Below are 16,178 nucleotides of genomic sequence, written 5' to 3'. Positions count from 1 at the left end.
TTTTATAATAACGGCTATTAGATATATTACAAACCATTATGTGAATATGATCCCCCCTGCCTTCGGCATCCCCCCTTTTAAAGGGGGGAAAATGGGTCTGTTCCCCCTTTCTTTTATAAGGGTGATACGGCGAAGCCGAGGGGGATCAATTATTTAAAGTTATTACAGGATAAATAATTATCTCCCATGCCCACCTTTCCTGACAAACGTCTCCTTTTCCGGATGAGCATTTCCCGGATACGGGCGCTCCTTGAAGAAACCACGCCGGACGATACGGTCATCGATGCCCTTTCATCCGACAAAAGAGCCGGTGTCCGCGCCCTTGCACGGAAAATCGAAAACGAGCGTAGCCGTAAGAACAACCTGCGGGCGAAGCATGAGCGCCTTCTCGCCATCGAGCGAAGCCTCATGGCAGAGGGTAAAAAGCTCATTGCCGGTGTTGACGAGGCTGGACGGGGGCCGCTTGCGGGGCCGGTTGTTGCCGGAGCGGTCATTCTCCCGGATGGGGTGTGCCTGCTCGGTCTCGACGACTCGAAGAAGATGACGGCGAAACATCGAGAGGAGATGTTCGAACGCATTACTTCCCAGGCAGTCGCGTGGGGTATCGGGATGGCGGAGAACGACGAGATCGACGAAATCGGCATACTCGAAGCGACCATGAAGGCCATGCGCATTGCGGTGGAAAACCTCCATGTCAGGCCGGATATCGTGATCGTGGACGGGAACAGGGCTCCGGGCCTGCCGTGCGAGGAGCGCGCTGTGGTGGACGGCGATGCGCTGTCGCTGTCCGTTGCGGCGGCGTCGGTGATCGCCAAGGTGAGCAGGGATCGTATCATGGCCGATATGGATGGCATGTTCCCCGGGTACGGTTTCGCCCGTCACAAAGGGTACGGATGCAGCAGCCATATCGAGGCGATACGGCGTCTCGGGCCATGCGACATCCACCGTTTTTCGTTCGGGATCGTGCCGGAATCCGCGCCGCCGGGTACTGTTTTTGCGATTCTGAAAAAAAGGCTGCTCAAGGCCATGACAGGCGCATCGTTCGACCGCGCGGCGCAGGGTATCGCCCGTATTCGTGATCATATTCCGGAAAGCGAGCTCGAAATACTCCGGAAAGTATACTGCGACCGACGGGCAAAACTGAAAAAGACAACACGCAATACCGGCGCCCACGGTGAAAAGACCGGCTGCGAGTTTCTCATGCACAAAGGATATGCGATTCTCGACCGTAACTGGCGCGCCGATGGGTGCGGGTATGAAATCGACATTGTCGCCCGGCATGACGAGACCGTTGTGTTCTGTGAAGTGAAAACGGCGAATACGGCGGTGTTCGGCGAACCCGTCTCATGGGTAACCCCGGAAAAAACCAGGCATATTGCCCGCGCCGCGAGCGAATATATCGTGACCCACAATCTCGGCGGATGTCCCTACCGGTTCGATGTTATCGGCCTTCAGATGAAAGGGGAACTCAGTGAGATCGTCCATATCGAAAACGCGTTTAACGCCCCGGAGAACCTGTGAACGATAAAAAACAGATTTTCGGATGGGCTATGTACGACTGGGCGAATTCCGCCTATGTGACGACGGTGGCCGTTGCGGTGCTCCCCATATTTTTCTCCGGTGTGGTCGTAGGGGAGGGAGGATACGAATTTTTAGGAGTGCGGTATGATTCCCAGTCGCTGTGGGGCTTCATGATGAGCTTTTCGGCGCTCTGGGTTTTTATCTTCGCACCGGTTCTCGGGGCTATCTCCGATTTCTCCGCATCGAAAAAGAAATTCCTCATGGTGTTCTGCTATATGGGAAGCCTCTTTTCCATACTCCTGTTTTTCTGCGGTTCGGGCGATGTTGTCAGAACGATGATTTTTTTCATGATCGCCCAGATCGGATTTGTTGGCGGAAACGTGTTTTACGATGCCTTTCTTCCGCAAATCGCTTCCGAGGACACGATAGACCGGGTTTCTGGGAAAGGATTCGCCTACGGTTATGTCGGTGGAGGGCTGCAGTTTGCCCTTTCGCTCGCTCTTATCGCCGGGCATGACAGGATTGGTATCAGCGAGTCGCTCGCTGCCCGTATCGCAATCGCCACGGCTGGTTTGTGGTGGGCAGGCTTTTCGATTATCACATTTATCAGGCTGAAGGAAATGGAGGCCGTTGAACGGTTTCCCGAAACATACCGTTCGCTGCCTCCGGTTCTGGCTTATGCGAAAATAGGCTTGTCCCGCACGGTTGCGACGGCAAAAAAAGTCCGGAAATTCAAGCATCTTCTCCTTTTTCTCATCGCCTTCATGATATATAACGACGGTATCCAGACGGTGATCAGCATGTCTACCATTTATGGCACGAGCGAGCTGAAACTTCCCTCGTGGGTGCTCATGGCTACTCTTCTCATTATCCAGTTCATCGCATTTTTCGGCGCCCTCATTTTCAGCAGGCTCGCGGAAAAAACAACGGCAAAAAAGGCGCTCATGCTCACCCTTCTCATATGGGCCTTTGTCGTTGTATATGCATATTTTATTACGAGCGCAAAGGAATTCTTCATACTCGGAATTCTTGTCGGGCTTACGATGGGCGGCTCCCAGTCGCTGAGCCGATCATTATATGGCTCGATGATACCGAAACAGGCATCTGCCGAGTTTTATGGCTTTTATTCGGTTTTCAGCAAGTTTTCCTCGATCTGGGGGCCTGCGGTGTTTGCGGTGATCAATATCATGAGTGGGTCTTCCCGCAACGCTATTATTTCTCTCGTGGTTTTTTTCGCCCTGGGCATTATCATACTCTCCTTTGTCGATGTGGAAAAAGCCAGGGAGGCAAAAACGTCCGCGTTGTTCACATAATCCGGATTATTTCGGAAAATACTCATAAACAATGTCACCACTGAGACCTGCTGCGACAAAGCGCCAGCACGGTGAGCACGGAGATAAGGAGAAAAGCGCGATATTTTTATGAAAATACATTTTCATCCTTCGTTGTGATCATGTATGGTTATGAGGATTATTCATTTAACATATTTCACCACAAAGACATAAAAACAAATAATATATTATTTATATTGGCATTAGTAATTATCAATAGTTCGCATATAAAAATATATATATAAAAAACAAATCCGTGAAAATCCGCCCGATCCGCGAAAATCAGCGTTCCATTTGATTTTTGTGAGTAGGTCGGATAAATTTTGCCAGATGGAGCACACTATGACATCACGTGAACGGGTGCGGGCGGCTCTCAATCACCATCAGCCCGACAGAGTGCCGGTCGATTTCGGCGCAACATTTGAAACCGGGATAACGGTGAGCGTTGTCTCACAGCTCAGAAAAGTGCTCGGGCTTGCCGGTCCCGGCGACCGTGTGAAAGTAGTCGAATCTTACCAGATGCTCGGTGAGATCGATGACGACCTTAAACGGGCGCTCGCTGTCGACTGTACCGGTATCTTCAATATCATGAGCGTTTTCGGCTTCGAGAACAAGGACTGGAAACCGTGGACGACATTCGACGGCACCGATGTCCTCGTTCCGGCGCTGTTCAACACCGAGCCGGACGGGCACGGGAATATCCTCATGTATCCGCAGGGCGACCGTTCCGTTCCGCCGAGCGGGATCATGCCCCAGGGTGGCTTCTACTTTGACTCGATCAACCGTCAGAAGCCCATCGACGATTCCCGCTTGAATGTCGAGGATAACCTCGAGGAGTTCGGCCCGTTCACGGACAGGCTCCTCGATCATCTCAGGCAACGCTCTGAATGGCTCTATGCAAATACCGATTACGCAATCGTGTACAGCTTTTCCGGCACATCGTTCAACGACATCGGCAATGTTCCCGCTCCCGAGCTGAAAGACCCGCTGGGAATCCGTGATGTCGAGGAATGGTATGTATCGACGGTAACGAGACGCGATTATGTCCGCGAGGTGTTCGAACGTCAGTGCGAAATCGGGCTCGCCAACCTCGCCCGCGTGAGGGATGCGGTCGGCGACCGTATAGACGTGATCAAGATAACCGGGGCCGATTTCGGGATGCAGCGCGGCCCGCTCATCTCGCCGGATTTCTATCGCGAGATGCTCAAGCCGTTCCATTCACGGCTCTGCGGCTGGATTCACCGTCATACGTCGTGGAAAACGTTCATGCATACCTGCGGCGGCATCAGGCCGCTCCTCGATGATATTATCGATGCGGGTTTCGATGTCATCAGCCCCGTACAGTGTTCAGCCGAGGGTATGGAGCCGAGGAAGCTCAAAGAGGATTTCGGCGACCGTATCGTGTTCTGGGGTGGTGGCGTGGATACCCAGACAACACTTCCCTTTGGTACTCCGGACGATGTATATAACGAGGTCAGTGAGCGGATAAAGATATTCAACAAAGGCGGCGGATATGTGTTCAATGCCATTCATAATATTCAGACAAACACTCCTGTCGGGAATATTATTGCAATGACCCGGGCAATCGCGGATTCGTTTCAGAATGAGTCGTGCACATGAGCTGTTGAGTGTAACTACAATGATTTCATGGTGATCATAGAACGTGAGACAATCGTGGACGTGATGAAATGGGCTGTTCATTCACCCGATAAGCTCATGTTCTGCGATCATGGTTTTACAGATAATCGTTATGGATATGATTTAACGTTTATAAATATACTCTCGTCCGGAAATACGGGAACAGAAATGCATCGAGGGCGTTTATTATATATTGATATGCCGGGTGTGGTTTATGGTACGATGGTTTTTCGTCATCGTTGCTTTTCCATGATGATTGTAAATACGTATTACGGCTTACATATTGCAGGTATGCAGAAGTAATAATGTAAAACAGTAGTGACGGTTAAAATTTTTACGGAAAAATAAAAATCTTTTAAATCGAACTTCTACCGGCGCTTTAATTGTTTGGGATATGATTTTCACCCCTTTTCTCCACCCGAACTCACCCCTCGATCCCCTCTCTAACCAAGAAAGGGGAAGCGCCACTAACATCTGTATTGTCAAGATGTTATTCGCTGGATGAGTTCCCTTGATCAACGATGGTAACTATCATGTTCTGCTGTAAATGCAGGATGAGAAATATTTTACCACAGTTCTGAATGTAAAAAATAATCAATATGAAATTACCGCACTCTTTTTTCCAGTTATTAATTACAGTTGTATATGAACAAACGGGAAATCTTTTTAAAAAGCTTTTTTGTAAAGAATATTATTGAAAATAATGGAAACTTTGTATATATATGTCAATATAACAAGTTTTTTTGTGTTTTTTTTAAGTTTTAATAAATAACACGATAAACTGTGCGATCCATTTTAATTAATAAAAAATAGAGTTTTATTATTTTCAGCCGGTACCATGCGTTCAGTTGTCGGTATCTGTAATACGGTTCATCAATGATGGGATTCCGATTGAAAAAGAACAATAAAAGGGTATTGAAGAGCACCATCGGGACAAATAACATGACCTCGAATACCATGTATCTCGATCAGTTATGGAACATGTATTCTCAGAGTACCATACCGACCGTCATATCCGATAGTGAAGGAAACATTATCAGATACAACGATGCAATGTATGAACTGACCGGATATACCTATGATGAGGTTGCCGATTTTGAATCGTGGATGACGAAGGTCTATCCTGATGAAACATACAGGAAAGAAGTGGTGGAAATCAGCAGCAAGGCCAGGCAACATGAAATCGATCTTCTGAGATATCGATTGGTCATTACCAGAAAAGACGGGCAGAAGCGGTATACGGAATTTTCTTCATATGATATTGTACAAAAGGGAAAAAGAACCGGAGAACAGATTGTTCAGATTGTGGATATCACCGGGCGGATAACCGCTGAAAAAGCATTACAATACCGGATTGATTTCGAACAGCTTATTGTCGCTATTATAAATGACTTTATTACCCTGAAAGTCGATGAAATTGATTCGGGTATAAAAAAAGCCCTGGAAGAAATCGGGAAATTTACCGGAGTTGACCGCAGCTATATATTTGTATTTACTGATGATATGAAAAAATTGAGTAATACACATGAATGGTGTGCGGAGGGTATTGAGCCTCAAATACAAAGAATTCAGGAATTGCCGGTCGAACGGCTTCCCTATTTCTTTGAGAAAATGAAAAGAAACGAGATCTTTTATGTTCCCTGTACAGATGATCTTCCGGTCGAGGCGCAGGCTGAAAAAGAAGAGCTCAAAGAACAGAGTATAAAGTCGTTAATAGATGTGCCGCTTATTTACTCCGGCATTCTTGTCGGTATGCTCGGTTTTGATGCCGTGCTATCGGAACGCATGTGGACTCAGGATGAGATCACATTACTGAAAATTGCCGGCGGGATGTTTGTCAATGTTCTTGAACGGAAAAGAACGGAAAAGGCGCTCCGGGATAGTGAAGAAAAATTCCGTCAGCTCTTTGAGATGGAATCCGATGCGCTTTTTCTGATCGAAAATGTATCCGGCCGTATTCTTGAGGTCAACAATGCGGGAGTCTCGCTCTACGGATATTCCAAGGAAGAACTGCTCGGTATGCGAAATGTCGATCTTTCCGATGAAGCCGATCAAACGAGTAAAGCGACCCGGGGACATTTAACACGGATTCCGGTTCGTTATCATCGACGGAAGAACGGAACTGTTTTTCCGGTAGAGATCGCCGCTCGTCATTTTATTTTTCAGGGACGGGAAGTTCATGTCGCTGCGATACGTGATATTACTGAAAGACATGCGGCCCAGGAAGAATTACAACGGCAGGAAGAATTCCTCAAAATGGTGATCGACCAACTCCCCGTATATATCGCCGTAAAAGACAGAAAAGCCCGCGTTATTCTGGCCAACCGGATGTATACGTTAATATTCGGACTCAGTATGGAACAGATGATGGGGAAAACCTCCGATGTACTCCATGCTGACCGTGAAGCCGGCAAAAAAATATACCGTGATGATATGACGCTCATACACAAGGAGAAACCGTTCATAGAGTATGAAGATCAATTCCTGGATAAACAAGGTACATACCATTCTGTCAATACACTTAAAATTCCCTTGTTCGATAAAAACGGGGATGTTGAATATATCCTTATTGTCGGATCGGATATGACCAGCCAGAAACAGGCGGAACATGCTCTCCGGGAAAGCGAACGAATCCTTTCTACCCTCATAAGTAACCTGCCGGGCATCGCATACCGTTGTAAAAACGATGAATACTGGACCATGGAGTTCATCAGTGAAAGGTGTAAGGAAATTACAGGCTACGACAGTGCGGATCTGATAGGTAACCGGGTATTATCATATGATGATATCATTCATCCGGACGATCGCGAAATGGTTCGGGTATTCGTCATGGAATCGTTGTCAGAGAATAAGCCTTTCCGGTTGAATTATCGCATTATCACCGCTTCCGGACAGGAAAAGTGGGTATGGGAACAGGGTGAAGGAGTCCCTTCCGATGATAGTGAACTGGCCACAATCGAGGGATTCATTGCCGATATTACGAATCAGAAGGCAGCTCAGGAAGCTCTTCGTGAGAGTGAGGAACGGTATCGCTCTCTTTTTGAAACCTCCCTCGATCCGATTATGATCACTTCATTTGATGGAACGGTTCTCAATGCAAACAAGGCATGGTTCGATATTTTTGGATATCAGAGAGAAGAAGTAATCGGACACGATATTCGAGAAACATACGTCAGACAAGAAGACCGTAAAAACTTTTTATTTGAACTCGAAAAGAAGGGATATTTGAATAGTTACCCGCTCCAGTTTCGGAAAAAGGACGGTTCACTTATTGATTTTGAGGTTACTACTAATGTACGGCGGAAAGAAGACGGGCAGATTGCATATTTCCAGAGCGTAGGTCGTGACGTTACCGAGCGCAGACGGCTGGAGATGCAGTTTCTTCAGGCCCAGAAGATGGAGATGGTTGCGCGGCTTGCGGGCGGGATCGCACATGATTTCAACAACCTGCTGACGGCGATTATCGGATATGCGGAAATTATAATGCTTTCGGTACCCCCCATGGACCCGATACACTTCGATGTGGAAGAGATACTGAAAACATCTCAGCGCGCCGCCAATCTGACCCGTCAGCTCCTCGCTTTCTCGCGCCGTCAGATCATCGAGCCACGCATCATCAACTTGAATAAAGTGCTCCTGGAAATGAATAAGATGCTCCGCCGGATAATCGGAGAGGATATCGAGCTCGTGATTCTTCTGCCTGAGGACCTGTGGTTCATCAAGGTTGATCCCGGCCAGATCGAACAGGTTTTAACCAACCTTGTGGTAAATGCGCGTGACGCCATGCCGAACGGCGGCAAGCTTACCATTGAGACCAGGAATGTCATGATTGATCAGCTTTATGCCGATGTTCATCCTGATACCAGGCCGGGGGACTATGTCTTGATTGCGGTGAGCGATACCGGTATCGGAATGGATCAGGAAACAATGTCCCATCTTTTCGAGCCGTTTTTTACCACAAAAGAGAAAGGTAAAGGAACCGGACTGGGTCTTTCGACATGTTACGGCATCGTTAAACAGAATTTAGGAAACATCTGGATATACAGTGAGCTCGGACATGGAACGACGGTAAAAATTTACCTTCCCCGGACTGCCGGCGAACCTGTTCATATATCATTTGAACGTGATATGGCAGAACTGCCGGAAGGCAGTGAAACAGTACTCGTCGTTGAAGATGAAACAAGTGTCCGCAGAATGGTTTCCCGTCTGCTCCGTGAACATGGATATACTGTTCTGGAGGCGATCAACGGCGAGGAGGCTCTACGGGTTGTCGATAAAGCAGGCGGATCGGGCATTCATCTTCTTCTGACCGATGTGATCATGCCGCGTATGGGCGGGAAAGAGCTTGCCATAAAATTGAGTAATATTTTTCCTGATATAAAAGTTCTGTATATGTCCGGTTATACCGATAATTCCATTGTTTCCCATGGTGTTCTTGATCCGGGTATTGACTTCCTTCAGAAACCTTTTTCACCGAGGGCTTTTCTCGAAAAAGTACGGAAGGTGCTCGACCAGAAGCCTGATGAGTGAAAAACTCCGGTGTACCGTAAAATAACGGGGCGCCGGGGAATCGAGACATTCACGGACCCGGGAATTGCCGTTCGTGAAGATTATGACACCGTGGAGGTTGATTTTTGAATATTTAACCGCGCTTTCCCCGGCAGCAGCACTGGCGGGAAGTGTTAACCTTTGGCAGGAGAAAGAGTCAGTGAGTGTGAAAAACAATCGTGTGTGCCCGGTTGAACGGGCGGGCAGTCTCGATAATCGGATTCGGAGGTGGATACAGAACCCTCAGAAAATACTGAGCCCCTATATTGAAAAGGGAATGACAGTCCTGGATATTGGGTGCGGCCCCGGCTTTTTTTCTATAGAAATGGCTCGGATGGTTGGCGAATCCGGCCGGGTGATTGCCGCTGATCTGCAGGAAGGGATGCTTCGGAAACTGAGAGATAAGATTGAAGGAACGGAACTCGAGAAACGTATCACACTCCATAAGTGTGAAAAAAATAAAATTGGCGTATCGGATACCGTAGATTTTGTTCTATCGTTCTATATGGTTCACGAAGTCCCCGATGCAGCAGATTTTTTTTATGAAATTGGTATAATACTGAGACCGGACGGCCTGCTTTTCATTGTTGAACCGTCTTTTCATGTTTCTGCGGCTGCGTTTGAAGAAACCGTCAAAAAAGCACTGGAGGCCGGATTCACAGTTGCCGGAAGGCCGAAAATGCTTTTAAGCAAGACTGTTATATTGAAAAAAAGCTGAACTCCCTCTGTTCTGCACGAATCCGCATTCAACTCCCACCTGTGCATGGCATGAATTATTCCGTCAGCATATGCGGATATATTGAATTTTTTGGATTGAGACCTGGTATTCCGCACGAAAAAGGGGTATCGAAAACATCCCCGATACCCCTTTCAATTGCTTTATGAACAGGCCGTTATGCTTTAATTGCCTCTTCGAATTTCGCTTTGAACACCGCAAGCGCTTCACGGATGACTTCCACGTTGCCGGGAGCCTTTTTGTCGGCTACGAGCGCCAGCGGGGCGCTCATGCCCAGAACAGGCGTGTATCCGTTCTTGGAGATGGTTTTGATATATTCCGGTCCGGTCACATAATCCACCGCGCCGGTTGGCATGATGATCCTGCCGTTGTGCCGTTCGCGGACATAAGGCGCCAGGAGGTCGCCCACACCCTTTGGGCCGTGCGAGCGGGCGGGGAAAACCTTGATGGCGTCCGGCTCGTTGCCGTCCTCGCGCTCGATGAAATAATTGAGTTCGCTTGGGCTGAAAACTGCCGGGGCGCAGAAACGGTTTGCGGCATGGGCAATCTTGACGAATTCGATGCCGGGGGCGTAGCCGCCCATGACATTTGCCGGGGCGACGATCATGTCGAAGCCCATATCGATTGCCATTTCAAGCTCTTTCGGATTGATGATGGAGCCGACTCCAAGCACGAACGGCCGGTCGGCTGGGCTCGCGGCGCGGCGCTTGAGGAGTTCCTGCATGCCTTCCTTGAGGATGCCAGGGTCAATGCGGAATGTGCACTCGCTCACATACCCGGCCTGGTATACTTCCCACATCGTGGTGACAAAATGGTCGGGAGCCTGGATGTGGCTTTTGTTCATGACCACGACGACGCCGCTTTTTCTGAGGGCTTTGTCGACACGTTTCCTGTCATATGTGTATTCTGCCATCGTTTCGTTCTCCATAATTGTTTTGTGTTTACGTTACATGTATTAAGGACTGTTAGTCCCGGTTGCTTGCCTTTGCTTATTATCGCAGTGCGCTTACGCCGCCGCCGGATTTTGCGCGCTTGATTTCTTTTTCGATCATCGACAGGGTCGCCATGGTTGTGTCACCGGGGAACTCCTGAACGATGATGCCGTGAGCCGCGCCGTAATCGACCGCTTCCTCGGTGGATTTGCCCATCATGAGCGAACCTGCAACACCGCTGCAGAAGGAGTCGCCACCGCCGGTACGGTCGGCGATTTCGACACGCTCGCGCACGACCCCCTGGTAAATCTTGTCTTCGGCGACATCATAGAGCACGGCACCCCAGTTGATGAGGTCAGCCGAGAGCGCGCTCCTGAGCTGTGTGCCGATGATCTTGAGATTGGGATAATCCTTGGCCACCGTGCGAAGCGTTTCGGTGTATGCAGCCATGAAAGCATCCATCGGCTCGTCTTTACCCACCTTGCGGGTTTCATAGCCGAGTGCATCGAAGAAATCGCCCTGGTTGCCAACGAGGAATTCCACATGCTCGACGATTTTGCGGTTATTGGCGCGGGCTTTGTCTTTATCGGGCTGAACCTTGGAGCGGTAGTTCAGGTCGAACGAGCGGAAGGTACCGTATTTACCGGCCGCTTTCATCGCTTCGAGGGCGAATTCCGCAGTTCTGGGGCCGATGAGGGTGAAAATACCGCCCGAGCTGAACCATCTGACTCCCTTGGAAAACAGCGCATCCCAGTCGAAATCACCGGGTTTGAGTGTCGATGCCGGGGTATGTGCGCGGTAGTACTCGGTTACGGACGGCAGCACGCCCTTGCCTTTCCATGTGAAATTGATGCCGTTGTGGAGCGTTCCCTTACCGTCGGTGGAATGATCCCCTTTACCCGATGTATTGAACCAGATGATGTTCTTTGTATCGACACCCGCTTCATTTATCTGCGATTCGATGTTCCGTCCGATACCGTCGTCGACAAGCGCCGTGATAATGGCGGCTCTTGCGCGGAATACATATGCAAGTCCCTCGGCGACATTGGTTTCGCCGCCGCCGTGCCATATCCGGGCGTTACGGGCGCGGGCGGTTGGAATATCGCCGGGATCGATGCGCATCATGACTTCGCCCAGAGAGACGATATCGTATGTGGTTTCGGAAATCGGTTTAAACGTGAAAGTGCTTGCCATTGCAGTTCCTCCATGTGAAAAATGTAACCGGTAAATAATGATGGGTATTGAATAGGCTTTATTGTTTAAAATATGCTCTTGTCGAAATAAGATAATAAAATTGAGCGTAAAAATCAAAGGGATAGCGGGAGGAAAACAAGATTATTATCATTATTATTGCATAAGCAAAGACTCGGAGTTGACTCTGAAACGGGATTGTGGTATTATTACCTAATTAATGTGATATGATACCATCTTTCCAATATAATGAGAAAAAAACTATGCTCGAGAAAAAAATCGAAGATAAAAGCGCCCGGATCGCCGTGACAGGTCTCGGTTATGTCGGGCTGCCCCTTGCGGTTGCTTTTGCCCGCGCCGGGTACAGGGTATTCGGCCTCGATGTACAGAAGAAAAAAGCCGATGCGGTGAACAGGGGAGAATCGTACATCGGCGATATCTCTTCCGAGGATGTCGCGGCATTCGTCAAAAGCGGACAGCTCACCGCTTCGAGCGATTTCAGCCTCCTCGAACAGGCCGATTGCGTTTCGATCTGTGTTCCCACTCCCATCGACAAGAACAAGGTTCCCGATACGAGCTATATTTCAAATGTTTCTGATATTGTCCGTAAATATATGAAGAAACAGCAGCTCGTTGTGCTCGAATCGACAACCTACCCCGGTACGACCGAAGAGGTCGTTCTTCCTATTCTTGCGCGGGACGGGAAAAAAGTGGGGCATGATTTTTTTCTCGCATTCTCTCCCGAGCGTATCGATCCGGGTAACAGATTGTACGGTTTCAGTAAGGTGCCCAGGGTTGTCGGCGGTGTTACGGGCAGATGTACGGCGATAGCAGCTTCATTGTACGAGCATGTGGTGCCGTCCGTGTTCAGGGTCGATTCGCCGAAAGTAGCCGAAATGAGCAAACTCCTGGAAAATATTTTCCGGATCGTCAATATCTCCATGATCAACGAAATGGCCCTGCTCTGTGACCGGATGGGTATCGACATCTGGCAGGTTGTCGATGCGGCGTCGTCCAAACCGTACGGTTTCATGCCCTTTTATCCCGGTCCGGGACTTGGCGGTCACTGCATCCCCGTTGATCCGTTCTACCTGTCATGGAAAGCTAAAGAGTACGATTTTTACACACGATTCATCGATCTTGCCGGTGAAATCAACGATATGATGCCCCATTTTGTCGTAACCAAGGTCGGTTATGCGCTCAACACGGTCGGAAAATCCCTGAAAAACTCGAAAATTCTCGTGATCGGCGTGGCCTACAAACGCGATATAGACGATATCCGCGAATCGCCCGCGCTTTCGGTCATCCAGATACTCCAAAAGAAGATGGCAAAGGTTACCCTTTGCGATCCGTACGTGCCATCGGTGACGATCGGGAACCGTGCCTACACCAGCCATCGCGCTGTTACCGAAAAACTCGTTGCTTCGGCTGATGCGGTATTGATTCTCACCGATCACAGCGCCGTGGATTACAATCTTATTGGCCGGCATGCCGATATAATCGTGGATACCAGAAATGCCATGCACGGCATCAGAAAAAGAAAGGTATATAAACTCTAACCTATGAGAGTACTGATTATTGCAAATCCCATTATCGGCATAAACAAGGAAAAACGTGAGATTCTCAATGTATTGTCATCGCGTATCAGCCGTAACGGCGGAAATGTCGATATAACATATACCATGAAACCCGGGCTCGGGAAAGTGTATTCATCCCGGGCGGCACTCGAAGGGTATGATGCGGTTTACGCCGCCGGCGGAGATGGGACTATCAACGATGTGGCTTCGGGGCTGGTAAAGCGTCCCACACCGCTCGGGATAATTCCTCTCGGGACGGGAAACGGTTTGGCGCGCAGCCTCGGTATCCCTTTGCAGACAGATCGTCTTATCGAGATGCTTCTGGCACATAAAACCACATTAATCGATGTGGGTAAAATTTCTTCACGGTTTTTTGTCGCGACTGCCGGCATTGGTTACGATGCCATGATCGCTCATGATTTTAATAAACAGCACACCCCTTTTCGCCATTTGTACAAATACTTCTGGGTCGGAATAAAGAATTATTTCGTTCAGCCCTCGGAAAAGCTCGTGCTCTTTGTTGATGGAACGGAGATGCATCGAAAAGTATTTGCGCTGACGATTGCGAATGTTTCACAGTACGGCGGCGGTGCTGTCATTGCCCCTCAGGCAGGCCCGCAGAGCGGTTCCCTGATTGCGGTCCTCGTCCCCAAGCTGAACATGTTCAAAGCAATTCCAGCGGTACTCAAGCTGTTCACCGGCTCGGTGAACACCCTCAAGGATATCGAATTCCTGGAATTTAAAAACCTTAAAATAAAACGCGCAAAACCTGGATTTTTCCATGTCGACGGCGAGGTTTTCGAGGGATCCGCAACCCTGAATGTGACAGTCATTCCAGGCGCGCTCAAGGTTATCGTACCGTGATATAATCATCTTGTCTTACTGACATACATATCTGCCATATCCACAGATAATGCTGCCATAATGACAGTTTGGCACTGCCACTCCTTGTCTGCTCATGTAGTTCCCCCGGTTATTAACAAATTATCTTACCTTAGTAATAATAATAAGATAAGTATTAATATCATTTTTTGGCACGCTCGTTGCTCTTTAATACGTGTGAAAAAAATGAACGATTAATTAATAAAAGGAGGAACTTCCATGACATTAGTACGATTTATACCGACTTCACAGAACAGAACAGCGAGCGACGGGTGGAATATACCGGTTGATATCATTGAAAAATCGGATGGTTTTTCCCTCGTGTTCGATGCGCCGGGATTCAACAAAGACGATCTGAATGTCAAGGTTCATGAGAACCTGCTTACGGTGAGTGGCGAAAGGAAACGTGCCGAGGACAATGAGAACAATTATTTCACTCATTACGAAAGGCCTTCGGGAGCTTTTTCGCGGACGTTCAGGCTGCCCGAATATGCCGACGGCGAACATGTGAAAGCCACTTATGAACAGGGTGTTCTGACGCTGAAAATCGATAAAAAAGAAGAGGCAAAACCTCGTACAATCGAGATCAAGTAACCGTAACCAAACAACATAACAATCACACAAACAATTATAAACGTTATATAAGGAGGTGTTCACCATGTTACCGGAACTTTGGGGAAACAGAGGCTTACTAAGGGGACCGTCCCTCGATGATTTTGTTGAAAAATTCTTTTACGGATGGCCGCGGTACGAAGGTGCATCCGATGTAACCTGGAGCCCGAGGGTCGACATTAATGAGACGGACAAAGACCTCGTTATCGATGCCGAACTTCCGGGTATCGACAAAAAGGATGTCAAGGTTGAGGTAAAGGATAACCTTCTCACCATCTCCGGAGAGCGTAAACAGGAGAAGAAGACCGAAGATGCCGAATGCTGCAGGCTTGAACGGCATTACGGCAAGTTTGAGCGGTCGTTCGCTCTCTCCGATACTGTCGATACGGGCAAGATATCCGCAAAGTACAAGGATGGTGTGCTGACGGTGACTCTTGCAAAAACAGAGAAAGCTTTACCCAAAGAAATCTCTGTTGAAGTCAATTAACGGAATACCATCCGGATTCAACCATTACGGGCAGAACACAGGTTCTGCCCTTTTTTTATCGAATTCGCAAAAAAACTTTTCACAAAAGCATGAAAATGTATTATTCTATGGGGGCGTTTTTAAAATGCTTATTACCAGTGATTGCATGGATCAGGACTGCTACAACGTTGCAACACCTGTAGACAGCCATGGAACATGTAATCTCATATATTCTTAACGTTTCACACAGGAGGGGAACCATGGGGGTAAAAAGGCAGACATGCCGGATTCTTTTAGTGGCCATTGTTCTTTTTGCCTTGAGCGGGGTAACTGGAGCCTTTTGCATGACAATTAAAGTTGCTTTGCCGACCGCACAGGTTGTCACGGTCGAAGCCGTGCCCGAAGATACGGTTCTCCGTGTCAAGGAATTCGTATACAATGTCACGGAAATCCATGTGGGAAACCAGAGAATGTTTAAAAACGCTGCCGAGCTTGACAATATGAAAACCCTTGCATCATATGGTGTTGCCGATGGCGATACACTTCAGGTAAAATACGGTGTCGATGATTCCGGTGAACAGGTCAGAGCAACAGGCGGCTGGTGGAAAATACTTATTATCATCGTCATACTTGCGGCAGTAGCATTATGGGTCAAGAAGAAAGTGTTTTCCGGTGAGCAGGAATAATCCCATATTTGCATTCATGCTGTATGTGTATTAATCGCAGGAATCCTCATTTTTTCCG

The 16,178-nt window shown here is 48.3% G+C and carries 13 protein-coding genes; 11 read left to right on the top strand and 2 right to left on the bottom strand.

What is annotated here, in order from left to right; all coding sequences use genetic code 11:
- Positions 1-186 precede the first annotated feature (186 nt).
- The 6 genes from LLG96_01410 to LLG96_01385 all read left to right on the top strand — a co-directional run bounded on the left by LLG96_01410 (position 187) and on the right by LLG96_01385 (position 9,756).
- On the top strand, positions 187-1,521 hold the full coding sequence (locus LLG96_01410) for a ribonuclease HII (GenBank protein MCE5248856.1): 1,335 nt from the start codon (positions 187-189) through the stop codon (positions 1,519-1,521).
- Positions 1,518-2,834 (top strand): MFS transporter, encoded by a 1,317-nt coding sequence (locus LLG96_01405; protein MCE5248855.1) that lies wholly within the window; start codon positions 1,518-1,520, stop codon positions 2,832-2,834. The genes LLG96_01410 and LLG96_01405 overlap by 4 nt, the downstream gene beginning before the upstream one ends.
- Positions 2,835-3,194: 360 nt before the next feature.
- Entirely contained in the window at positions 3,195-4,472 is a 1,278-nt protein-coding gene (locus LLG96_01400; GenBank protein MCE5248854.1) for a methyltransferase, read from the top strand.
- A gap of 54 nt (positions 4,473-4,526) precedes the next feature.
- Positions 4,527-4,793 (top strand): hypothetical protein, encoded by a 267-nt coding sequence (locus LLG96_01395; GenBank protein ID MCE5248853.1) that lies wholly within the window; start codon positions 4,527-4,529, stop codon positions 4,791-4,793.
- A 588-nt stretch (positions 4,794-5,381) separates the two neighbouring features.
- Complete coding sequence (locus LLG96_01390; GenBank protein MCE5248852.1) at positions 5,382-9,020, top strand: PAS domain S-box protein; 3,639 nt, start codon at positions 5,382-5,384, stop codon at positions 9,018-9,020.
- 82 nt (positions 9,021-9,102) lie between these two features.
- Complete coding sequence (locus LLG96_01385) at positions 9,103-9,756, top strand: methyltransferase domain-containing protein (protein MCE5248851.1); 654 nt, start codon at positions 9,103-9,105, stop codon at positions 9,754-9,756.
- A gap of 175 nt (positions 9,757-9,931) precedes the next feature.
- Here LLG96_01385 and LLG96_01380 read toward each other — a convergent pair whose 3' ends face one another.
- Both LLG96_01380 and LLG96_01375 read right to left on the bottom strand, forming a co-directional pair.
- Positions 9,932-10,687: a hypothetical protein gene (locus LLG96_01380; protein ID MCE5248850.1), complete on the bottom strand. Its 756-nt coding sequence runs from the start codon at positions 10,685-10,687 to the stop codon at positions 9,932-9,934.
- A gap of 79 nt (positions 10,688-10,766) precedes the next feature.
- Entirely contained in the window at positions 10,767-11,900 is a 1,134-nt protein-coding gene (locus LLG96_01375) for a sugar kinase (GenBank protein ID MCE5248849.1), read from the bottom strand.
- A 260-nt stretch (positions 11,901-12,160) separates the two neighbouring features.
- On the opposite strand from LLG96_01375, the gene LLG96_01370 reads away from it, so the two are divergent.
- The 5 genes from LLG96_01370 to LLG96_01350 all read left to right on the top strand — a co-directional run bounded on the left by LLG96_01370 (position 12,161) and on the right by LLG96_01350 (position 16,120).
- Positions 12,161-13,456, top strand: coding sequence for a nucleotide sugar dehydrogenase (locus LLG96_01370; GenBank protein MCE5248848.1), 1,296 nt, complete (start codon positions 12,161-12,163; stop codon positions 13,454-13,456).
- 3 nt (positions 13,457-13,459) lie between these two features.
- On the top strand, positions 13,460-14,338 hold the full coding sequence (locus LLG96_01365) for a YegS/Rv2252/BmrU family lipid kinase (GenBank protein MCE5248847.1): 879 nt from the start codon (positions 13,460-13,462) through the stop codon (positions 14,336-14,338).
- 237 nt (positions 14,339-14,575) lie between these two features.
- The gene (locus LLG96_01360) at positions 14,576-14,950 is read left to right on the top strand and encodes an Hsp20/alpha crystallin family protein (protein MCE5248846.1); all 375 of its coding nucleotides are present in this window, start codon (positions 14,576-14,578) and stop codon (positions 14,948-14,950) included.
- A gap of 64 nt (positions 14,951-15,014) precedes the next feature.
- The gene (locus LLG96_01355) at positions 15,015-15,455 is read left to right on the top strand and encodes an Hsp20/alpha crystallin family protein (protein ID MCE5248845.1); all 441 of its coding nucleotides are present in this window, start codon (positions 15,015-15,017) and stop codon (positions 15,453-15,455) included.
- 323 nt (positions 15,456-15,778) lie between these two features.
- Complete coding sequence (locus LLG96_01350) at positions 15,779-16,120, top strand: ubiquitin family protein (protein MCE5248844.1); 342 nt, start codon at positions 15,779-15,781, stop codon at positions 16,118-16,120.
- Positions 16,121-16,178 lie beyond the last annotated feature (58 nt).

It is taken from the genome of bacterium (genome assembly GCA_021372535.1).
Taxonomy (GTDB): Bacteria; Latescibacterota; Latescibacteria; order Latescibacterales; family Latescibacteraceae; genus JAFGMP01.
Note: the sequence above shows the minus strand (reverse complement) of the source record. Positions and strands in the feature narration are given on the sequence as shown.

Coding starts and splice junctions, on each gene's coding strand:
- LLG96_01410 (MCE5248856.1), top strand. CDS start 187: ATGCCCACCTTTCCTGACAAACGTCTCCTTTTCCGGATGAGCATTTCC.
- LLG96_01400 (MCE5248854.1), top strand. CDS start 3,195: ATGACATCACGTGAACGGGTGCGGGCGGCTCTCAATCACCATCAGCCC.
- LLG96_01385 (MCE5248851.1), top strand. CDS start 9,103: ATGACACCGTGGAGGTTGATTTTTGAATATTTAACCGCGCTTTCCCCG.
- LLG96_01380 (MCE5248850.1), bottom strand. CDS start 10,687: ATGGCAGAATACACATATGACAGGAAACGTGTCGACAAAGCCCTCAGA.
- LLG96_01375 (MCE5248849.1), bottom strand. CDS start 11,900: ATGGCAAGCACTTTCACGTTTAAACCGATTTCCGAAACCACATACGAT.
- LLG96_01370 (MCE5248848.1), top strand. CDS start 12,161: ATGCTCGAGAAAAAAATCGAAGATAAAAGCGCCCGGATCGCCGTGACA.
- LLG96_01365 (MCE5248847.1), top strand. CDS start 13,460: ATGAGAGTACTGATTATTGCAAATCCCATTATCGGCATAAACAAGGAA.
- LLG96_01360 (MCE5248846.1), top strand. CDS start 14,576: ATGACATTAGTACGATTTATACCGACTTCACAGAACAGAACAGCGAGC.
- LLG96_01355 (MCE5248845.1), top strand. CDS start 15,015: ATGTTACCGGAACTTTGGGGAAACAGAGGCTTACTAAGGGGACCGTCC.
- LLG96_01350 (MCE5248844.1), top strand. CDS start 15,779: ATGACAATTAAAGTTGCTTTGCCGACCGCACAGGTTGTCACGGTCGAA.